The organism is Saccharomonospora amisosensis, assembly GCF_011761185.1.
GTDB lineage: Bacteria > Actinomycetota > Actinomycetes > Mycobacteriales > Pseudonocardiaceae > Saccharomonospora_A > Saccharomonospora_A amisosensis.
On sequence record NZ_JAAOYM010000001.1, the window covers coordinates 1,381,477 to 1,401,522 of the forward strand.

Consider the following 20,046-nt stretch of genomic DNA (forward strand, 5'->3'; position numbering starts at 1 on the left):
CATAATATGATCTGACAAAAAATGCATGTGCATATTGTGCGCCCGCATGCTAGGCTGCCCGGCATGTCGTCGCGGGCTCACCTGGTCGAGAAGTGGCGGTCGTTGGTGACCAGCTACAACGAGATCGCGTGCCGCCTCGACCGCGAGTTGCACGAGGCGCACGGCGTAAGCATGAACGAGTTCGAAACCCTCGACCGGCTCGTCGAGCAGGGCTGTGACTCCTGCCGCATGCAGGATCTCGCGTCGGCGATGTATCTGAGTCAGAGTGCGCTGTCCAGAACGGTCGGGCGGCTGGAGCGTGCGGGACTGGTCAGGCGGGCTCTGTGCGAGTCCGACCGGCGGGGTGTGTTCGTCGAGATCACCCAGGCCGGTCGTGACCGGCATGCACAGGCGCGCCGCACCCAGCAGGCGATCCTGGCCGAGTCTCTTGGCGCCGACGCGTGAAGCACCGCACGGTGGGGCCGGCACCGTGGGACCGACGGTGTCAGCCGTCCTGTTCGGTGTGGTGCCCCAGTAGCCGGTCGAGGTCCTCCTCCAACCAGCTCATACTCACCGGCTGACGGACCTGGATCAGCCGGGAGTACAACTCGATCGCCGCGTCCTCCACCTCCGCCTCTGCCTTGCGGACGGCGGCGGCCGCGAGTTGGTCGGTGGACAGCCCCGGATGGCGGGTGGCGTGGGCGCACGCGGCGAGCAGCAGGGTGGCCTCGACCATCAGCCTGATCTTGCCGCACACCGGGATGAAGCTCTGCGCCAGCATCGTCGTGCCCACGACAGCGGACTCGCCTGCGTTACGGGAAAGCCGCCGCGAGATGGCGTGCAGTAGTTCGGTGCCCTGGTCTCGCAGTCCGCGCCAGACGGCCGAGCCGTACAGCGTGTAGAGCGCGTTGCCCACCGCCTCCCTCGGGCCCGCCACGGCTTCCGCCGCGGCCGAGGCCGTCAGTACGGCAGGGCGCCGCGCCAAGCTTTCCGCGGCCAGTTCCAACTGCGGGACCAGCCGCAACCACGCCGGGGCGTACTCACGCACAAGCCAGTCCACCGCCAGCCGCGACCGGTCGTCGTCGCGGCCGTCGTCCACAGTGTCCACCAGTGCGGGCACGAAGTCCTTCAGTCGCTGCCGCTTGCCGTCGGGTAGCCGGTCCCCGAGAACGCGCCCTACCTGCGACAACACCGGTGAGACGCAGCGGGGCCGGTCGGAGTGGGGTTCGTCGGCGAACCAGGCGACGGCTTCCTGCAGGCAGAGCCGGTAGGTGCGCGTCGGGTTCGCCCCCTTGGAGAGCACGATCCTGCCAAGGTCCACCGGCTCCATGACGGCTCCGTTCCTCAACCACGCCGACGAGGGCGGCGACGGGGATTAATCTCCAACAGCCACCATCGCCCAGATCTGCGCGAACGGCAAGTGGGTCACCTGAAAGGGCGCTGAAAAAGCACCTACCTGGAAAAATGCTGCCCGCTGTCGGTCACCGACCGCAAGCGGCGATCACGCGGTGGTGGCTATTGACGTGCTGCCGCCTTGCTGGGCGAACAGTAATGCCTCGGGTTCTCGGAATATCGGACGATTCGCCGAAGGCTCGCGTCGGCGGCGCGGGCCACGCTGCCGAAGGTCCCGCGCGGCCAGGGACCAACGCAGGCATCCGGTGACCTTCCCTGGCGCCTACCGTGGCGGTCGGCAACCCGCGGAGGTGAGACATGCGTGGACCAACCGTCGCCGACGTGATGAAGCGGCCCGCCGTCACGGTCGAGCCCGAGACGCCGTTCAAGGACATCGTGGGACTGCTCGCCGAACACCGGATCAGCGCGGTCGCCGTGGTGGACGAACAGCTCCGCCCCCTTGGGGTGGTGTCCGAGGCGGACCTGCTCGCCAAGGAGGATCAGCGAGGCACGGCCAACCCGCCCTCGGTGTTCACCGAACTACGTCGCTGGCGGCGCTGGAACAAGGCTCGTGGCGCGACGGCACGCGAGGTGATGACCAGGCACGTGCGCACGATCCACCGCGAGGAACCGCTCGCGGTGGCGGCACGCAGGCTCGCCGAAGGCAGGCTGCGCAGGCTGTTCGTCATCGACGGCTCCGGCACACTCGTGGGCGTGCTCGCCCGCCGCGACGTGCTCGGTGTGTTTCTGCGGCCGGACGAGGAGATAAAGCGGGCCGTCGAGCGAGAGGTCCTGCGCAGGGCGATGTGGGTGGACCCGGCGACGGTGACGGTACGCGTACGCGACGGCGTGGTGTCGCTGAGCGGGCTGCTAGAGCGACGCAGCGAGGCAGACATCGCGGCCGAGTTGACGGCAGGCCTGCCCGGTGTCGTCGACGTGCGCAACGAGTTGCGGGTGGCACTCGAGGACACCTCGCCGGTACGCAGGACCTTCTGACCAGCCGCGTCACCGCGCCATGGTCGTAGCGACCTCCGGCATCGGTTGCCACCGCTGCGCGATCCGCGCTTCCAGCGCCCGCATCGTGGTGTATTCCAGGTCCTCAAGCGGCAACCGGTGCGGCTCGAACGGGCCGTGCCTGCGCAGGTAGTCCATGGCGGTGTTCGCCTGCTGCCGAGCGCCGTCGAACGACGGGTCGGCGAACATGTCCCGAGGCCCGATGAGCCTGCCGTCGGTGATCTGGAAGCCCAGCGCCACCACCCGCGGCGGGCCGTCGAAGCGTGCGGTGTGTGCGTCGGGAATGCTCACCGGCAGCAGCGGTGCGTGATGCGACCCGCGCATGGCGCCGCCGACGGTGTAGGGGAAGGAGAACGGCTCCAGCACCTCACCCACGGCGGGCAATCCCGACTGGCAGCGCACGATCATCACCGGGTCGTCCTTGCCGACGTACTTACCCGCTATCAGCGACAACCGCTGCGTCGACGTGGCAGCCGCCTGCTCGGTCAGGTTTCGTGACTCCACCGCGTGCACGACGTACCTCGCGGGCGCGCCGATGAACATCAGCATGTCGTAGAGCTCTTCAGGGCAGTCGAAGGTGATTCGCTTCTCCTCGAACAGGTCGTAGACCTCGAAGCGGAAACCCGCGTGCATCTTCTCGTCGATGACCAGCCCCGCGGTGTTGAACGGGTCGGCGAACATCTTGTAAAGCGCCAGATTCCACGCGCCCGGTTCGGTCTTGTCGGCCAGGAAGCAGATCACCGGCTCGCTCGGTCGGTCGGTGAACTCCAGTTCGGCGTAACCGGGCCCCATGCCCTTGAGGTTGCCGCTGAACGCGTCGCTGAGCAGGTCCTGACCCGCGCCGTAGAGTCCGAGCCGCTTCGCCACCTCGGTGGTTTCCTGGAAGGTGTCCCACGCGAAGCCGTGCACTCGCTCGCTGTCGGCCCCGTGCTCGTGAGTCATGATCAGCGACACGTCGTCGCCGCAACTGGCGACGTGGGCGTCCAGCAGCAGCCCGTCGCCGACAGCGCGGCGCGCCGCTTCCTGTGCCGTGGCCAGTAGATCCGGGTGTACGGCCGAGTGCCCGACGAATCCGCCGGTGTCGGCCTTGATAATGCTCAATGTCGTCATAGCGCCAGGCTGGGCACCGGTTACCGCGCCCGGGTAGGGCCGTAAGTCACACCTGGAGCCAGCGCACTCGCGAGGCGAAAGTCCCTACCGACCATGCGCGGCGAGGCCTACCTTCGCGCGTATGGCGCGGTCCAACGACGCCGTCGCGGCGATGCTGCTTGAGTTCGCGGAACTACTCGCCATCTCGGGAGGGCCGCCGTACAAGGTGCGGGCCTACGAGAAGGCCGCACAGGCGGTGGAGGGCCACCCGGCCGAGTTGGCGGCACTGGAGCCTGCCGGACTGGACGAGATCCCCAATGTGGGCTCCCAGCTCACCCGCAAGATCCGAGAGTTCCTCGACACCGGCTCGGTCGGTGAACTCGACGAGCTGCGCGAGCGCGTACCCACCGGGCTGCGGTCGCTGCTCACGATCCCGGGGCTGGGACCGAGGCGGGCACGACAGGTATACGAGGAACTCGGCATCACCTCACCCGACGACCTGCTCGCCGCGCTGCACGAGCACCGGCTGCGGGAGTTACGGGGTTGGGGAGTCAGGAGCGAGGACAACCTCGCCGCCGCCGTGCGAGAGGCGCAGTCGGCGGGGGAGCGGGTGCGGCTCGGCCTCGCCCTCGGAGTCGCGGAGCGGTTGCTCGAGCGGTTGCGCCCGCTGCCGCAGGTGAAGCGGGCCGAATACGCCGGGTCGCTGCGCCGGATGCGGGACAGCATCGGCGACATCGACCTGCTGGTGGCATCCGAGGACCCCGAACCGGTCATGCGGGCCGTCACCGAGCTACCCGTCGTGGAACGGGTCATCTCGCACGGTGCCACCAAGACCTCCGTGCTCACCGCTACCGGCCTGCAGGTGGATGTCCGGGTGGTGCCTGCGCCGTCCTGGGGCGCGGCGCTGCTGTACTTCACCGGCTCCAAGGCGCACAACATCCAGTTGCGCGAGCTCGCCGTGCGCGCCGGACTGAAGCTTTCCGAGTACGGGTTGTTCGAGGTGGAGACCGACCGGCGAGTGGCGGGTGACACCGAGGAGGAGGTCTACGCCCGACTCGGCCTGCCCTGGATCGAACCGACGCTGCGCGAAGGTGCGGGCGAGGTCGAGGCCGCGCTGCACGGCACGCTGCCCGAGGTCGTTACCCGCGCCGACCTCAGGGGCGACCTGCACACCCACACCGACCTCACCGACGGGGTGGCTCCGCTGCCGGACATGGTGGCCGCGGCGGCCGCAGCGGGGCACGAGTACTTCGCGATCACCGATCATGCGCCGTTGCTGCACATGCAGCGGATGACAACGGAGAAGGCCCTGGCGCAGCGTCGCCGCATCCGGGAGCTGGACCGCGAGTCGTCTCCCGCGCTGCTGCACGGCACCGAGCTGAACATCCAGCCGGACGGTTCGCTGGACTGGGACACCGAATTCCTGTCGGAGTTCGACATCGTGGTCGCGTCCGTGCACTCCCACTTCGACCAGCCGAGGGACGTGCTGACGGCGAGGTTGCTGCGTGCGATCGAGCACCCGTACGTCAACGTGATCGGCCACCCCACCACCCGCATCATCGGTGGCAGGTCACCGATCGACGTGGACCTCGACGAGGTGTTTCGTGCCGCCGCCCGCACCGGTACCGCGCTGGAGGTGAACTCCCTGCCGGAACGGCTCGACCTCAACGGCGAGCTCGTGCGCAGAGCGCGGCACTTCGGGGTGCGTTTCGCGGTTTCCAGTGACGCCCACTCGGTCGCGCAGCTGGGCAACCTGTCCTTCGGCGTGGCCACGGCGCAGCGCGGCTGGGCCACCCGCGACGACGTGATCAACACCTACCCGCTCGGCGAACTTCGCCGGTTCCTCGCCAAACATGATCACGCTGCTGCTGTGCGGTGACGTCATGCTCGGTCGCGGCGTCGACCAGGTCCTCGCCCACCCGGTAGATCCGCGACTGCGTGAACCGGCTGTCACCGACGCGCGCTACTACGTTCGCGCGGCACAGCACCGCAACGGCAGCTTCGACTACCCGGTCGAGTGGAGCTGGCCGTGGGGCGAGGCGTTGAGCGTGCTCGACGACTTCGGCACCGACGCCAGAGTGCTGAACCTGGAGACGAGCATCACCGCGCGAGGCGAGTTCGCGCCTGGCAAGTCGATCCACTACCGGATGCATCCAGCCAACGTGCCCGCTCTGCTGGCCGCCCGACCGGACGTGTGCGTGCTCGCCAACAACCACGTGCTCGACTTCGGTACGACCGGACTGTCCGACACGCTGACAACGCTCACCGATGCCGGGGTGCGGACGGCGGGAGCGGGCCGGAACGCGGCCGAGGCGGCAAGGCAGGCCACCGTGCCGCTGCGCGGTGGGCGGCGGCTGCACGTGTTCGCGGCATGCCACGGCTCCAGCGGCGTTCCCGCCTCGTGGGCGGCCACCGGTTCCAGACCTGGTGTGCACCGCCTCGCCGAACTCCGCGAGCACACCGTGAGCGCCGTGGCGGACAGGATCGCGGCTGTGAAGCGTGAGGGTGATCTGGTGGTGTTCTCCGTGCACTGGGGTTCGAACTGGGGCTACGAGGTGCCCGGTGAGCAGGCGAGGTTCGCGCGCCTGCTCACCGACGCGGGGGCCGACGTGGTGCACGGGCACTCCTCGCACCACCCGCGTCCCGTGGAGATCCACCACGGCCACCCGATCCTGTACGGCTGCGGCGACCTCATCAACGACTACGAAGGCATCACCGGGCTCGAGGTCTACCGCGACGACCTGCGGTTGCTGTACCTGCTGTCGTTCGACGAGGCCACCGGCGCGCTGGCCACGCTACGGCTGGTGCCGATGCGGGCGCGCAGGCTGCGGTTGGAGCGTGCGGGTACGCAGGACACGACATGGCTGGGTGACGTCCTCGGCTCTGTCAGCGCGGCCTTCGGCACCCGCGTGCGGATGGCGCAAGACCGCACGCTGCTGGCCGAGCCCGCGTGAGGGGCGGCGAGTGGCTCACACGTCGAAGGCCGCCGTGCAGGCCCACCCGCCCGCGCTGGGTTCGACGGTCAACCCGTGCGCGCACACCGCCTTCGGGATCGGGCCCGCGGCGATCACACCCCCGATGTCGACCACACCGAAGCGCACCCGCAGCCCGTGAGGGGCGGGAAGCACCTGCGTCGTGGCCGGTATCCGCCCCGTGGTCTCCATCCGGTGGAGGACCTCGTCGAGCACGGCCGCCAGCAGCTCCTCGTCGGTCGTGCCGTCGACCTCGACGTCGACGATCTCGTCGGGGTCGCCGAGCGAGCCGCCCGCGAAGCTCTCCACCATGCCGCTGACCGCTTCGGCGATGCAGCGCTCGCGGGAAGGGCCCCACGCCTCGATCCGCAGGTCGCCCGAATGCACCGGCTCCCGGTAGCCCGCCCTGACCTCGCCGGTCACGGTGAGCCACCTCGGCCGCGTACAGTTACCACTGTGCCTGTCATACCGCTGTCGTATTCGCCGACATTCATGGTCCGAAAGGGACGAAAGTCCCTTGGAACATGCCCGGCGACCGTGTCACCCGAATGAGGCGGGCGGCGAAAGTCTCTTCAGTCGCAAGCCTTGTGGCCGTGGCACTGCCACAAGGATGTCCATAGTGTCTGTTGCCGAGGTGATGTCATGACGTTCATCTGGTTGATTGTCTGGTTGATACTCGGCACCCCGGCGGTCCAGTCGTGGGGCCCGTGGAACAACTGGGGCACCGCCCTGTTCGTGTGCCTTGCGATCGACCTGCTGGGCGTCCTCGGCGCCAACGCTCGCAGGCCGAGGCGCTGACCGCCGGGAACCGGCAGGCGAGTGGCTATGCGGAGGTTTCGCGTTGGGCACTGTGCTTGCGGGTGGATCGTACCACCACCACCGGGCATTCGGCGTGCTGCACGCAGTGCTGGCTGACCGAACCGAGCAACATGCCGACCACGGCCCCGTGACCGCGGCTGCCCACCACCAGTAGGTCGGCGTCGCGGCTGGCATCGACGAGGGCGTTGCTGGCGTGGCCGCGGAGTACCTCCTTGGACACCGCGACGTCGCGTTGCTCACCGACGACCTCGCTCACCGTGTCGTCGAGCGCCTGCCGCGCGGTGGCGGCCCAGTCGAAGTCCTCGTAGCCGGGCGGGTAGCCGAAGTTCACCGGAATCTCCCAAGCCGCGATGGCCCTGATCGAATCCCCGGTCGCCCTGGCCTGCCCAACCGCCCACCGCAGGGCGTCACGACTGCCGTCCGATCCGTCAACTCCCACGACGATCACGTCGCTGACCTCCTCCTGTCACGGTATGAGGCGATCGTCGCAACCCGGCTCGCGCCACCGAAAGGGCCGTTCGGCCCCACTCCGGCGAACCATCGACAGTGGACAGTCGAACCCCGGCGGAGTGCTGGTTCTCCCAGATCCTCCAGATTTCCCTGCTGACCGCGCAGGGCGAGTCGGTCCTCGCAGTAGCCGTCCGCGTCTTCCAGCCACCCGGTCAACGCTTCCAGATAGCCCGGCAACGAATGAACATCCCAGTTCGCAGGTGGCCCGTCATCCACTGGCCACCAGTGAGGACCTCGGGCGAGCGGCTCAGCGTTGTACGGCAGCCGAGGGCGAATACGTTGGCAGACAAGGAGTACTCGGGCGAGCAGTGGAAAGGCTGGCACATCACTGGTGCTGGTCTGCCGGAGCACGCCGCTTTCCTAGCTGGGGTACCTGCGCCGTGACGAGATTCCCTACCTGGTGGTAGGTGAGGAGCGGGTGAATCTCTCGCAGGCCATGTCGGCGCTACGGCAGCGGCCGGGGGTGCGGACCGTCGTGTCGACGACACGCCGACCCGACCGCGCTTGCTCGGTGTGACCGAGCGGGGAGATGGCCGCGTGCCGCTGCGGTATGCGGGACACGCGTCAGCGTTTTCGCGCTGCCCGAGAAGAAGGCTCAACGGCCGCTGCCGGGGCTCGATGTCAGCTGTGCCCGCGCGAAGGGCAACAGTGTGCGCGGTTGGGAAATGTCGTGCCGACCGTCGGATCGGCCACCCGGTCAGCGCTGCGCGTCCGGAGGGTCCTCCTCGTCGGAGCTGACGGGCCTGGTACGTGACGTTCCGCCGAAGCCTGGCGCAAGGTCGGCGGGACTGGGGCTTTCCTTGTCCACGTGCGGGCCGCCCTTCGGCGGGTCGTACTCCGGCGCGGGCACACCAGCCTCCGTGTCGGGGGTTTCCGGCTTGCCGCGTGAGTTGTCTGGCATCGGATCGCTCCTTCCGGCACGCACTCGGGTTCCCCCGCTGGGAATGCCCAAACTGAGCCTGAACGCGGGCGCAAGTGCGTCGGCAGGGACTCGGACCCCGAACCCGCCATCGGCTTCCGGTGGGCCGGCACGGGCCGGTCACTCGTAGACGGTCGCCGCCCGCAGGGCAGTGCCGACCACGGTCCTGCTGTCCCAAGGTATCGCCAGCTTGCGCGCTGCGTAGTAGCCGTCCGCGTCTTCCAGCCACCTGGTCAACGCTTCCAGATAGCCCGGCAACGAATGAACATCCCAGTTCGCCGGTGGCCCGTCACTCCACTCGGCCACCAGCGTGCGCGGGGTGTCGAGCAGCTTTTCCTTTCCCCGTTCAGCGGGTGCGCAGGGGCATCCGGCAACCCCGCAGCTGTCGTCCGGGTCCGTGTCGCGATGCTCGAATTCGTAATGGAAGCACACGAAGTGCATGCCCTCGAACATCGCGTAGTTCGCGCGCCCACGCACCGCAGGGCGGCCACAGCGGCGGCAAACGGGTGCCAGCCCGGTGTGGTCCACCGGTGAATCATGCCATGGTGTGTTTGCCGCCAGCTCTCCACAAGTTCGGATACGGCGGGCTTTGTGATCTGATCCTACGAGGTGCGCCATCAGGGACTCGAACCCCGAACCCGCTGATTAAGAGTGGGTACCGTCGACGGCCGCCAGATAGCCCCTGAGCTGGGCAAATAACACTCAAGAGCTACCTGGGCGGCCAAACCACCCACAGGTGGCCCACAGGACCTCGTCACAAGCCCTTAAGTCGTCGCTCCACCTGTTCGCGGGCTTGGAGGTCTCCTCCGTCGAGGCACTTGGCGTACACCTTCAGGAGCACATGCACGCTGTGTCCAGCCCACTCCGCTACGCGCACAGGATCACCGGTCGCGCTGAGCCACGTCGAGACGGCCGCGTGCCGAAGATCGTAGGGTCGTTGGGCGAGTGGGGATGCCGCGGCCTCCTGTGTAAAGGCGACCTGCCGGGCGCGCTTCCACGCACGGGCGTACACGGTGCCACCCAGGGTTCCACCGCTGCGCTCGCCCCAGAACAAGCGTCCGTCAGACGCTGTACCGTGCGTCTCCAAGTGCCAATGAAGGATTGCGGTGAGTTCGTCCGAGCATGGCACGGTACGTCCCTGTCCGTCGTGTCGGTGCTTGAGACTCCGCTGTTCCCCTCGCTTGCCGCTGTCGGTCCATGCCTTTCCGATCTCGGGTGCAGCCTTGTCCAGGTGGATTTCTCCCCAGCCAGCTTCGGGCAAGGACAGGTTGTGCTTGCGGATGTTTGCCGCCTCCTCCGGCCGCAGCGCGGCGAAGTAGAGCAACGCAAAGAAGGCGTACAGGCGCGGTGCGACCTCCTCTTTGACTGCGAGCAGAAGTGTCCGAGCCTGGATCGGGTTCACGACACTGCGCCGGTCGACTTGCTTAAGCACGGCGGTGTGCTTGCGTGTCTTCATTTCCCGCAAGGGATTCTTGTGAAGAAGTTCGCGTTCTACGGCGTAGTCCAGTGCGTTGCCGAGGGTGATCCTGCGCAGCCGAACTGTGTCGTGTGCGGCTCGTTCGCCGTTCCTCTTTCGGTCTAGTTCGGCGAGCACGGCACGAAGTACGTCGGTTTTCGCGAGATCGGTGAGCGGGCGTGTGTTCCGGGAGACCCAGCGCAGAGCGTGTGCCTGCTCACTTGGTAAATCAGATTCACGCAAGTTCTTGTTGAACGCGCGACGTAGAGCAGGTGAGAGAGTTCCTGTTGGTGGCTGCTGCTTGTTGTTCTGCAGCATGGCGAGCGTAATCGTGGTAAGCGAGTCCGCAATGCTGGATCGGTATTTTGGCGAGCTGTCCTCCCATTTCATGTCAGCGTAGGTGCACGCGAATTCGTACCATGTCGCTTTGGAGATCTTCTGCGCATGCGAGATAGGGCGTCCGGTGTCGGTATCGAACGGCTCGCCCTTACGGGCAGCGGCAAGCAGTTCCGAACGGAAGCTGTCCGCCTGGGCGCGGCTACGGAAGCTGGGCTCGAACCTCTCCCCATCAACGGTCCAGCGAACGACGTAGCGCGCGGGCACGCGTTTGCCTTTGTCATCTGTCTTGTATCGGGTCTGGAGCGCCCAGATCTTCACGTTGTAGCTGGTTGCCACTAGGCGGCCTCCTCGCGGGATTCGAGCCAGGCTTCGAGGTCGGTGCGTCGGATGCGGAGGTCTCCGTTGGGGAGTTTGATGCAGCGGGGTGCGCGTTTCTTGGCGCGCCATTCGTAGAAGGTGCGGCGGGAGATTCCTAGTTCTTGACAGATGTCGGCGATGGTGAGGTGCTGGCGCTGGGTGCCCATGCTGGCGAGTTCTCCCCGTGGTTGTGCTTGCGGTGGTGGGTGACCGGGCATGGGTGGCTCCTTGGGCCGCGGTTGGTGGCCGGGTGGGTGGCTGGTGTTGTCCGCGACTTGCGCGACTAGCGCGACTTGCCTGGTCAGAGTGGTCGCGGTTGGGGTCGCGGTCGCGCTTGTATCCGCGACCTAGGTCTGGTTGTTGGGTGGTGGGGTTGGGCCGGTCGCGCTTGTATCCGCGACCGGTTCGCTATCCGCGACCGTGCTGACCTGCGTGGTCGCGGAAGTCGCGGAGGTCGCGGCTGTGGGCAGGTAGCGGCTCCAGGCGTCGGCGAGCCCGCCGTCACCGTCGAGGCGGTAGCCCTTCACCGCGGTGCCGCCAGTGGGTTTGATGTCGCGGGACTTCACGCCGTACTTGCCCAGCAGCCTGCCCAACCGACGGGCGTCCAGGGGCCGGCCCTGCAGTTCGCTCCACGGGGCTTCGTCTTGTTCGAGTAGGGCGGCGAGGATCTCGGCGGTGGCCATCCGGTCGGTGTCGCGGGCAGCGAACAGGGTTTGGAGGTCGGCGAGCAGGCGGATGCCGATGCTGTCGGGTTGGGTGGCGGCATGGGCGACGAAGTGGTTGCAGGCAGCGCGGGCGGTGTCGGGCCAGTGATCTCCGGCGGCATCGGCGATGGCGATCAGGGGCCGCCAGATTTCGGCGGGCCGGTCCCGCACCCCGTCGGGCATGGCGGGTCGTGCTCGGCCTACCTGTTCTGCCACGGATTCCATCCAGGCGGCGAGTGTCTCTCGGAGGGGGCGGGCTTGGTGTTCGACGTCTTCTTCCCAGAACTCGGCGACGTGTTCGTCGGCGCGGCGGCGTTTCATGTGCACGGTGATGGCGCGGGTGGTGATGGTGGCGGGCATGTGCCCGGCGATCCCGGCCAGGGCGGCGGGGGCGTAGACGGGGAACTTCTCGACTTTCATGGCGCGGGCGTCGCCCACACAGCGGGCGATGGTGGCCGAGCGTTTATATCCGGCGTTGAGCATGGCGCGCAGGTCTTCGTTGTTGCCTCCGTTCTTGGGGTTGAAGATGGCGTCGACTTCGTCGAACAGGATCGTGATCGGCCCGTCGGCGACCATGCGGAACAGGGCGGCGGTGGTGGCGGAGATGGTCATCTCCGGAGCGCGGACGAGGTACTGGGCGACTTCGAGCACGCGGGTTTTGCCGCTGCCAGGTTCGGCCGAGTCCAGGATCAACCTGGGGGTGACGTAGAAGTGGTCGGCGGCGTGGGTGTGGGCGTACCACAGCGCCAGCATCGGGGCGCAATGCTCGCTCGGGAACGCCGAGTAGCGGGCGACGAAGTCCCGCACCGCGTCCAGCACTTCGTGCCCGGCCTGGCGGTAGGCATCCGCAGGCGGTGGACCCAGCCACGTCAACGGCCGCTGCGGGGCCGCCTCGGGCAGTTCGGTGTCTGGGGCTGCGCCCCCATCAACCGCACCCCCGCCGGCGGTGGCGAGGTGCCACCGCGACTGGCAATCCTCCGAGCAGAAATCCGGCGAGGGCGAATCCCCGCGCGGGTGACCGCAGGCCCCACACGCCGCGGACTCTTCCGGCCGGGTCACCTCCGCCAGGGTCGTGTCGATAGCGGCCACGGCATCCGGTGGTGTCATCAAGCGGCCTCCGTCGCATCGTGGGGGTTGGAACGGGCGCGGTAGCGACCCACCGTGCGGGCGGTCACCTGCAGTCGGTCGGCGATCTCGTCGACGGTGAGCCCCGCGCGGCTCAACCGGGCCACCGCGGCCGCCCGGTGGCGGGTGGCCGCGTGCACCCCATGGGAACGGGGTAGGTGTCGGGTGCTGTGTCCGCCCCAGATGCCGTGCCGCTCCCCGTGGTGTTGGGCGTAGTCGCGGCATGCGGCCTGCACGGGGCATCCGGCGCACACCCGCTGGGCCTGGGCGATCCGGTCGGCCATGTCGGGGCCGGGTTCGGGGAAGAACACCTCCGGATCGATGTCGGGTGTCGCGCAGGCGGCGCGGGCCCGCCACCCCTCCTCCTGCGTTGCAGGGTTGTAGGTGGACCACGCCACCGGCACACGCCCTCCGGGAGTGGCACCCCGCAGGGTGCGTGGCTGGCTCCACCGGCGCGGCACGGCCATCACGCCACCCCCCGCCGCGGGAACTCATCCCACGTGCGGCCGTCCAGCACCCGTCCGGCGCGGTGCTTGCCGACACGGCGCATGACTGTCCCGTCGGGGAAGCAGTGCCGCCGCGGCCCGGAACCACCGCCCGCGGCGGGGTGGGTCTCGTCGGGGGCCCATTCGCCCCACTGTTTGAACAGGAACGGCACCCCGGCGGCGTGGCATTGGTCGCGCAGCGACCGTGCCCAATCGGGGTGCATGGGGCGGGCGCCGTGCCCGGACTCGCCTCCGGCGATCACCCAATGCACCATCGGCTCGCGCGTGTCCTGTGGTCCGATCGGGATGGATACCCCGAGGTCGACGGGCCCGAGCAGTGGTTCGCAGGACAGGAACCGCACGGCGGCGGGGGTGTCGAGCAGGGCGGGGATGCGGATGTCGGCCCACCGCTGGTTCTCGACGGACACGCCCAGCCAGACGTTGGGCAGTGGTTCGCGGCCTAGCATTGCGCCCACGGCGAGCCAGTCCTGTTGGCAGCCGATGTGGTGGGCGCGGCCCTGCTCCGCAACCAGATGCGCGAAGTTCACGTTGGACAGCAGCGACCGCATGCGGGCGTGCCGCTTGGTCAGGATTTGGTAGGTGTGCTGGGGTGTCAGGGCCATGACCGCGAACACCCGCGCGATGAACTCGTCCGGCACGTCGGCGTGGAACAGGTCGGACATGGAGTTGACGAACACCCTGCGCGGCTTGCGCCACCGCAACGGAAGCTCCAGCTTGTCCGGGCGCAGTTGAACGTCGAATCCGCGCTCGAAGTGATGTCCCTTGGTGCCGCGCCAGCGTTCGGCGAACGTCTTGGCGTAGCAGTGGTCGCACCCGGCGCTGACTGTGGTGCAGCCGGTGACGGGGTTCCAGGTGGCGTCGGTCCATTCGATCCCGGTTGTGGCGCTCATCAGGCGGCCACCTCCTTGGGTGTGGTGGGGGCGAGGGCCGCGCGGTAGCGGGCCCAGAGGTCGTCGGCGGGGCCGGTGGTGTCGGCGAGGGTGGCGAGGATGTCGGTGGGGCTGTGGTCGATGGCGTGCAGTAGCCGCTGTGCGTGTTCGGTGAGGGCGCGGCGCCATGCGGCTTCCAACACCACGGTTTTCAGGTGCCAGGCGGTGTCGGGTAGTTGCACGGTGTGGCCGTAGGTGTCGGCCAGCCACCGCGAGAGCCGGTGTCGGCCCTCTTCGCCGGGGGCGTGGCCGGTGGTGGTGGCGTGGGCGTAGATGGTGACCGGTTCGGGGGCGTGCCCAGCGGCGACCACTTCGATGACGAGTTGCAGGACGTGGCTGCACATGGGGTCGGCCATATCGGTGGCGCGCATCCCGGACAGCACGGCGCGGGCGGTGGTGTGCGGCATCCACAACACACACCCCACGAACTGCCGTTCCGGGTCGGTCACAACGGTTGCGGTGTTCAAGGGGACTCCCAACAGGTATCGGCGGGGTTGGTGGCTGCCGGGCCGGTGAGGCACGTGGGGTCCGGTCACCGGCCCGGCAGCAGCTCGGTTACTTGGCGGCGCAGACGGTGCACATGACCTGGTCGTCGGGGATGGGTGCGCCGCAGGTGGCGCAGGTGGCGATGAACCGGGCGAGGAGGCGGCGCGGGGTGTGGCGCCTGCGGGTGGTGGGGGTGTGCATGGGGTTCCTTTCACGTCCAGCGGGGGGTGTGGTGTGGGCGTGAGTGGTCATGGCGATCACCTCTACTCGACTCGCGTTGGTTACGGTGTGTAGTGGCTTGTGGGTAGGGGGTGCCGGGGCGGTGTCCCGGGGAGGGAGCCGCCTGCCGGTGGTGTGGGTGTGGCTTGTGGGGGTTTTGGTGGGGGTGGCCGGGTGGGTCCCTGGCCTCCCTCGGTGGTTGTTGTGGCTGGTCAGGGTGAGGGAGGCGGGTGAGGGAGGCGGTGAGGGAAAACTCCCTCGGATTCGGGTGCCTCCCTCACCATCCGCCGCCGCTGTCGTCGCTGTTGTCGGGGTCGTGGTGGTTGCGTTCGGTGAGTGCTTCGTGGATGCGGGCGGTGGAGACCTGCATGGCGCCTTCGGTTTTGTAGGGCTCGGCGTGGTACTGCGCGAGGTAGGCGGTGAGCCGTTGCGCGCTCCAGTCGCGGTAGGCGGCCGGGTTGCGTTCGGCGAGGTGTTGCAGCACCTCGCGGGTCTTCATCCGGGGCCGCTTGCCGAGGACGGCGGCGATGTCGGCCAACGGATCCGCCACCGCGGTGGGGTTGTCGTGGTCGTGTGTGGGGGTGATGCCGTGTTCCTCGCGCAGGGCCAGGGCGCGCTGCACGATGGGGGTGATTTCGTCGGTGCCTTTCTCCTTGCGGATGTAGAAGGAGCGGATCAGGCCGGGGACTTTGGCGAACCCGGCGGCCATGGCGGTGCCGACGTCTTCCCCGGCCACGAGGGTGGTGGCGGAGTAGCCGCGTTTGTGCATGCCGGTGCCGAGGATGGCGTCGTTGCCTTGGTGGTCGTTGATGGCGAACGCGACCCGGTGGGAGGCGGTTTTGGAGATCCCGCGGGGCAGGCTGTTGGCGTCGGCGTCGGGGGTGACCCACAGCAGCGTGATCCCGGTCTTGCGGGCCTTTTTGGTCACCTTCAACGCCAGTTCCTTGGCTTCCTCGCCGTGGCGTTTGTGGGTGAACAGTTCGTGCACCTCGTCGAACACCACGACGCGGGGCCGCATGCGGGGGTCGGCTTCGGCGATGTCGCGGGTCAGTTTCGCTTCCTCGCCACCGAGTTCTTCCAGGATGCGGCCGCGTTCGGACACCTCGCCCACGAGGGTGCGCAGGGTGGTCATGGCGGCTTCGATGTGCTCTTCCTCGTCGCCCTTCACCAGGGTGCGCAGGCGGGGTTTCATGGGGTCGTAGTCGACGTTGTAGGCCAGCACGTGCACGTCGATGTCGACCAACGGGTCCAGCATCGCCCCCAGCAGCAGGCAGATCACGAAGCTCGATTTGCCTGAGCCCATGATCCCGGCGGTGAGGTAGTTGCAGGCCATGAGCTTGGCGGTGATCAGCTCGCCGCGGGCGTCCACCGCCACGGGCACACCCTTGAAGTAGTCCGTGGCACCTTCGTGCAGCAGCGGCCAGGGATCCACCGGCCCGGTCAGGATGCCCTGATCGGCCACCCACAGATCCAGCACACCGGGCTGGTCCTTGGGTTCGGTGGGCCACACCTCGATCGGTTTGCGCAGCAGGTTGTGCGCCAGCACGCCCTTGCGTTTGGCGATCTCTTCCACCGGCACCTGCCGCGGCAGCAACAACTGGGTGTGCCAGCCCTTACCGACCCGCGTGGTGGGCGACACCCAGCGGGGCTGCCAGCCGTCCTTGAACGCCCGCGTCAACGGCCCATACCCCAACTCCCGCAACGCGGACAGGATCGCCCCCTCATCGGGCACCACATCCCGCCCCGGCACCGGCTGCTCGGGCACGGCCCAGCGGGGCTGCCACCCCCCGTGCCGGCGGCCCTGATCCCACAGGTACAGCAGCCCCACACCCATCCCACCGGTGAGCAGGAACGCGCCGTAGGCGGTGCCGAACCACCACAGGAACCGGATCGTGTCGATCGCCGCGCCGATCGGCTCCAACACCATCCCCACACTCCCGTCAGCCACCGCCAACACAACCCCCAGCGCCAACAGCAACCCGATCCCCGCCGCGGCGCTCACGGCCACCGCCTTCGCCAGCTTGACCGGGGCAGCGATCCAATCCATGCGCCGCTCATGCCGATCCCGCTTCGCCCGCTCGATCCGCTCGGCCCACTGATCAGCCCGATCCCACTCCCCAGCGGCCTCCGCCGCCCGCAACGCCCGCAGATACGGCGAGTTCGACCGCGCATCCCGCACCCGACGCGCCACCACCGCCGCCCCCGCACCCACATACAACCCATGCCGCACCACCGCCCGGCTGCCGGTCACCACATACGGCGCCGACACCCGCCGCAACTCCACCGCGGTCTGCGCCATCCGCTGCCGGGCCTGCTCACTGATATGCGGCACCGGCAAGCGACGGGTGTTGAACGTCTCCCGCGGCTCCTGCACGAGCTCCGCGTCCACCACCACCTCCGACTCCGGTAGGGGGCGTGTGTCGGGGCGGAACGGCACCACGTTCCCGCGCCCGTGCTCCTGTTCGTAGTTGTGGGTCATTGCTCCCCCTCGCGGTGGCTGTTGGTGGTGATTTCGGCGAGTAGGGCGCGGGCGCGGTCCCAACGGCAGCCCAGCCGTTTGGCGACCGCGTTCACCGCCGCCGTCGCGGGGTCGATCTCCCCAGCCGCGACGAGGTCGGCCAGCCTCGCCCGATGCTCCGCCAGCGACGTCTTCCTCGGCCCAGCCAGGGCGTTCGCCTTCCTCCCCGTGGCCTGTGTGGCGGTCTTCCCCCTGCCTCCAGGGGGCTCCTCGCGAACGTTGTCGGCCGTGTCCTCGCCAGGGCTCTTCCCGGCCGTCTCGTCGGGGTTCTTCCCATGCAGGTCATCGGGGGTGGGAAGAACCGGGTCGGGCCAGGGGTGGGCGAGGGTGTTCTTCGCCGCGACGAAGCGGGCGGTGAGATCGTTCAACAGGGCCGGAACAAGGTGCATCGACACCGCCAGCCCGACGGGGACGATCAACCACACCACCGACCCCACCCCGCCGCCACTGGTGTTGCCGTCGCGGGTGGGGATGTAGTGCAGCCCCACGTTGAGCCCGGCGGCGGCGGTGAACAGGGCGACTTCCAGCCGCACATACGGGTTGGTCAGCGCGGTCTTGGCCTCGGCCACGGCCGGGACCGCCCCGGCGATCTGGGCGATGAGGATGGCCACGATCGGCACCGTCAACAACGGCTCAATCACCCAGTTGATGACCACGGTGTGGGGATTGAGTCGGGTCAGTTCCACCCCGACGTTCACCGCCCCGGCGATCATCGCGAACACCGCGGGCAGCAGCGCCACGATCGGCGCCCACCGCCGGGCCCGGTCCAACCGCACCAACGCCGTGGTGGGATCCAACAAATGATCCCGGCGCTGCGCGGCGTCCGCCGCGGCCTCCCGCGCTTCCCGCGCCCGCTGCGACAACCGCTTGTGATGCTCCAAACCCCGACGTTGTTCCTCCAACTCCACCCGGAACACGGCGTCCTCATAGCCGCGCTGCAACTCCCGATGCGTGCGTTCCTGCGCCAGATCCGCCGCCAGATCACCCGGGCTCTTCGCCTGCCGCAACGCCGGATCGGTTTGCAGCTCCACCGTGCGGTGCGCCCGACCCACCGCCGCGGCCAACCCCGCCGGGTCCGGCACCTCTCCACCCCAAATGCTGGCGTCATCCGCACCCTGCCCGGGCTCAGGCACCCACGCCTGCCCCCACCGCGACGAGGCATCCTCGCTGCGCACCCACCGCACCGGATGGCCATTCACGCCCCCACCCGCGCCGTCGGCGTTGTTCCTGCCCGTGCCCGTGCCCGTGCCCGTGGTTGTGTTCGTGGTTGTGTTCGTGGTTGTGGTCATCACGCGATCCCTCCCCACACACCGGCACCACCACGCGTGCCGGTACCGGTACCGGTCCCGGCCTCGGCCCCGGTGTTGCTGTCCTCGACGGTCATCTCGTTGGTGTGGCGGGCAGCCCGCTCGGCCTGCTGCCGCTCCGCCCGGCGGCGGGCCACGCGGGCGGCGACGATCCGCGCGGCCAGCAGCGCACCCGCCACAGGCAGCACGGCGGGGTGCAGTAGCCACGCCCCGCCACCACCGACCGCGGCCGTGGCGGCGATCTCCGGGGTCCAGTAGCCCACCGTCGAGGCGAGCACGTCGGCGCGGTTACCGTGCCCGGCGCGGGCAGCCAACTCAGCCGACGCGGGTTCGGGGCGGTTCAGCTCAGACATGGGCGGTCCTCCTCACACGCTCGTTCGTGTCGGGGGTGATGGCGTTGGTGATGCGCTGGTCCAAACCGGACTGAGCGGCCAGCAACACCCGTGCGCCCAGCGCCAGGGGCCAGCGCAGCAGGTGCAGCAGCAAAAACACTGCCAGCGCGGCCACGAACCCAGCCACACGCCAGGGACCGTGCTGCTGCACCACGTCGAACACCGACATGTCAGGCCACCTCCCCCAACGCTGTGCGATGGTCGAGGTCGAAGCAGTCCCAGCACTGCCGGGTGGAGGTCGGCACGCAGTAGCCCACATCCCGCCCGCACTCGCGGCAGACCCGCCGTGCTGCCAGAGCCCGCCCTAGCGCGGCCTGCTGAGCCGGGGTAGGTATCCGCTTGAGTGCGGCACGCACCGTTGAGAACAGCTCCGCCACGGTCTCCCGCGCATAGGGGCGGTGGTGCCGGAACACCAGCAGCGCCACCGGATCCTGCCCCGCAGGCCGTAACCCGGCCTCGCGAAGCTGGGAACGGGTCAGCAGCGTCGAGGGGGCCTCGCCCCAGCCGAACACCGGCAACCCGTCCTGAAAGCCCCGGCACCAGGCGACGTGGTGCGTGCGACCGTCGAACACGGCCACGACCTGCCGGGGGCGGCGGCGCGGGTTCACCGGTCCTCACCCCCGCCCAGCGGCACGTAGGTCGGGAACTGTGGGCGAGGGGCCATCACGTCGGCATCGGCCCACATCGCGACCACCACGCCACCGTCGAAGTCGGCCACCACCCGGCAGCGATCCGGATCGTTGACCACCGTCACCGCGGCCGGGCTGTCCTCGGCCGCCACCCGGAACGCCTCCAGCACGCCACGGGCGTCACCATCTGGGTTGACCAACGGCTCACCGATGTGACACAGACCGAATCGCAGGTGCTCGGCCAGCTCCGGCCGCCGCTGAAGCAGATCGGCCAGCGCACGCAAACCGGCCACCTGCCGCCGCGCCAGCACCACCGCAGCACACTCCGGCATCTCCTCGCCTACCATCCAAACCCTTCCCATCGAATGCTGATTCGGCTGGTGGG

General features: G+C 68.7%; 24 protein-coding genes. 5 read left to right on the forward strand and 19 right to left on the reverse strand.

The genetic code is table 11. From position 1 onward, the window contains the following. The first annotated feature begins 63 nt into the window (after window positions 1–63). Window positions 64–444: a MarR family transcriptional regulator gene (locus FHU38_RS06765; RefSeq protein ID WP_167167744.1), complete on the forward strand. Its 381-nt coding sequence runs from the start codon at window positions 64–66 to the stop codon at window positions 442–444. Between the two features lie 40 nt (window positions 445–484). Here the strand turns inward: FHU38_RS06765 and FHU38_RS06770 are convergent, their stop codons facing one another. Then, window positions 485–1,309, reverse strand: a complete 825-nt coding sequence (locus FHU38_RS06770; RefSeq protein WP_167167747.1) for a hypothetical protein — start codon at window positions 1,307–1,309, stop codon at window positions 485–487. Window positions 1,310–1,689: 380 nt separating this feature from the next. On the opposite strand from FHU38_RS06770, the gene FHU38_RS06775 reads away from it, so the two are divergent. Beyond that, on the forward strand, window positions 1,690–2,367 hold the full coding sequence (locus FHU38_RS06775; protein ID WP_167167750.1) for a CBS domain-containing protein: 678 nt from the start codon (window positions 1,690–1,692) through the stop codon (window positions 2,365–2,367). A 9-nt stretch (window positions 2,368–2,376) separates the two neighbouring features. Here FHU38_RS06775 and fbp read toward each other — a convergent pair whose 3' ends face one another. After that, the gene (gene fbp, locus FHU38_RS06780) at window positions 2,377–3,495 is read right to left on the reverse strand and encodes a fructose-1,6-bisphosphate aldolase/phosphatase (RefSeq protein WP_167167754.1); all 1,119 of its coding nucleotides are present in this window, start codon (window positions 3,493–3,495) and stop codon (window positions 2,377–2,379) included. A gap of 121 nt (window positions 3,496–3,616) precedes the next feature. Between fbp and polX the strand changes: the two genes are divergently transcribed. Further along, a complete protein-coding gene (gene polX, locus FHU38_RS06785; RefSeq protein ID WP_167167757.1) occupies window positions 3,617–5,353 on the forward strand; it encodes a DNA polymerase/3'-5' exonuclease PolX in 1,737 nt (578 codons plus the stop codon). Beyond that, on the forward strand, window positions 5,328–6,428 hold the full coding sequence (locus FHU38_RS06790) for a CapA family protein (RefSeq protein WP_167167760.1): 1,101 nt from the start codon (window positions 5,328–5,330) through the stop codon (window positions 6,426–6,428). The genes polX and FHU38_RS06790 overlap by 26 nt, the downstream gene beginning before the upstream one ends. A gap of 15 nt (window positions 6,429–6,443) precedes the next feature. On the opposite strand, the gene FHU38_RS06795 is transcribed toward FHU38_RS06790, so the two are convergent. Then, window positions 6,444–6,869 (reverse strand): archease, encoded by a 426-nt coding sequence (locus tag FHU38_RS06795; protein ID WP_167167764.1) that lies wholly within the window; start codon window positions 6,867–6,869, stop codon window positions 6,444–6,446. 219 nt (window positions 6,870–7,088) lie between these two features. Between FHU38_RS06795 and FHU38_RS06800 the strand changes: the two genes are divergently transcribed. Then, entirely contained in the window at window positions 7,089–7,244 is a 156-nt protein-coding gene (locus FHU38_RS06800) for a hypothetical protein (RefSeq protein WP_009155541.1), read from the forward strand. Window positions 7,245–7,269: 25 nt separating this feature from the next. Here FHU38_RS06800 and FHU38_RS06805 read toward each other — a convergent pair whose 3' ends face one another. From FHU38_RS06805 to FHU38_RS06875, 16 genes are all read right to left on the reverse strand, one after another. After that, window positions 7,270–7,713, reverse strand: coding sequence for a universal stress protein (locus tag FHU38_RS06805; RefSeq protein WP_167167767.1), 444 nt, complete (start codon window positions 7,711–7,713; stop codon window positions 7,270–7,272). Between the two features lie 759 nt (window positions 7,714–8,472). Beyond that, a complete protein-coding gene (locus tag FHU38_RS06810) occupies window positions 8,473–8,676 on the reverse strand; it encodes a hypothetical protein (RefSeq protein WP_167167770.1) in 204 nt (67 codons plus the stop codon). Window positions 8,677–8,814: 138 nt separating this feature from the next. Beyond that, window positions 8,815–9,222: a DUF7660 family protein gene (locus tag FHU38_RS06815; protein ID WP_167167772.1), complete on the reverse strand. Its 408-nt coding sequence runs from the start codon at window positions 9,220–9,222 to the stop codon at window positions 8,815–8,817. Between the two features lie 226 nt (window positions 9,223–9,448). Next, on the reverse strand, window positions 9,449–10,825 hold the full coding sequence (locus FHU38_RS06820) for a tyrosine-type recombinase/integrase (RefSeq protein ID WP_167167775.1): 1,377 nt from the start codon (window positions 10,823–10,825) through the stop codon (window positions 9,449–9,451). Continuing rightward, complete coding sequence (locus FHU38_RS06825) at window positions 10,825–11,013, reverse strand: helix-turn-helix transcriptional regulator (protein ID WP_167175690.1); 189 nt, start codon at window positions 11,011–11,013, stop codon at window positions 10,825–10,827. Before FHU38_RS06825 ends, FHU38_RS06820 begins: the two co-directional genes overlap by 1 nt. 180 nt (window positions 11,014–11,193) lie before the next feature. Next, on the reverse strand, window positions 11,194–12,657 hold the full coding sequence (locus tag FHU38_RS06830) for a DUF3631 domain-containing protein (protein ID WP_167167778.1): 1,464 nt from the start codon (window positions 12,655–12,657) through the stop codon (window positions 11,194–11,196). Further along, window positions 12,657–13,142 (reverse strand): WhiB family transcriptional regulator, encoded by a 486-nt coding sequence (locus FHU38_RS06835; RefSeq protein WP_167167781.1) that lies wholly within the window; start codon window positions 13,140–13,142, stop codon window positions 12,657–12,659. The genes FHU38_RS06830 and FHU38_RS06835 overlap by 1 nt, the downstream gene beginning before the upstream one ends. Then, window positions 13,142–14,071: a DUF5131 family protein gene (locus FHU38_RS06840; RefSeq protein ID WP_167167784.1), complete on the reverse strand. Its 930-nt coding sequence runs from the start codon at window positions 14,069–14,071 to the stop codon at window positions 13,142–13,144. The genes FHU38_RS06835 and FHU38_RS06840 overlap by 1 nt, the downstream gene beginning before the upstream one ends. Continuing rightward, window positions 14,071–14,577 carry a hypothetical protein gene (locus tag FHU38_RS06845; protein WP_208415579.1) on the reverse strand — a complete coding sequence of 169 codons (507 nt, stop codon included), beginning with the start codon at window positions 14,575–14,577 and terminating at the stop codon, window positions 14,071–14,073. Before FHU38_RS06845 ends, FHU38_RS06840 begins: the two co-directional genes overlap by 1 nt. Window positions 14,578–14,665: 88 nt before the next feature. Continuing rightward, window positions 14,666–14,797 carry a hypothetical protein gene (locus tag FHU38_RS27670; protein WP_279590174.1) on the reverse strand — a complete coding sequence of 44 codons (132 nt, stop codon included), beginning with the start codon at window positions 14,795–14,797 and terminating at the stop codon, window positions 14,666–14,668. Between the two features lie 295 nt (window positions 14,798–15,092). Next, a complete protein-coding gene (locus tag FHU38_RS06850) occupies window positions 15,093–17,294 on the reverse strand; it encodes an FtsK/SpoIIIE domain-containing protein (protein WP_167167788.1) in 2,202 nt (733 codons plus the stop codon). Next, window positions 17,291–18,622 (reverse strand): hypothetical protein, encoded by a 1,332-nt coding sequence (locus tag FHU38_RS06855; protein WP_167167791.1) that lies wholly within the window; start codon window positions 18,620–18,622, stop codon window positions 17,291–17,293. The genes FHU38_RS06850 and FHU38_RS06855 overlap by 4 nt, the downstream gene beginning before the upstream one ends. Further along, window positions 18,622–18,993, reverse strand: coding sequence for a hypothetical protein (locus tag FHU38_RS06860; RefSeq protein ID WP_167167794.1), 372 nt, complete (start codon window positions 18,991–18,993; stop codon window positions 18,622–18,624). Before FHU38_RS06860 ends, FHU38_RS06855 begins: the two co-directional genes overlap by 1 nt. Further along, a complete protein-coding gene (locus FHU38_RS06865; RefSeq protein WP_167167797.1) occupies window positions 18,986–19,201 on the reverse strand; it encodes a hypothetical protein in 216 nt (71 codons plus the stop codon). Before FHU38_RS06865 ends, FHU38_RS06860 begins: the two co-directional genes overlap by 8 nt. Window position 19,202: 1 nt before the next feature. Further along, window positions 19,203–19,640 (reverse strand): RRQRL motif-containing zinc-binding protein, encoded by a 438-nt coding sequence (locus FHU38_RS06870; RefSeq protein ID WP_243852204.1) that lies wholly within the window; start codon window positions 19,638–19,640, stop codon window positions 19,203–19,205. Continuing rightward, window positions 19,637–20,008, reverse strand: coding sequence for a hypothetical protein (locus tag FHU38_RS06875; RefSeq protein WP_167167800.1), 372 nt, complete (start codon window positions 20,006–20,008; stop codon window positions 19,637–19,639). The genes FHU38_RS06870 and FHU38_RS06875 overlap by 4 nt, the downstream gene beginning before the upstream one ends. Window positions 20,009–20,046 lie beyond the last annotated feature (38 nt).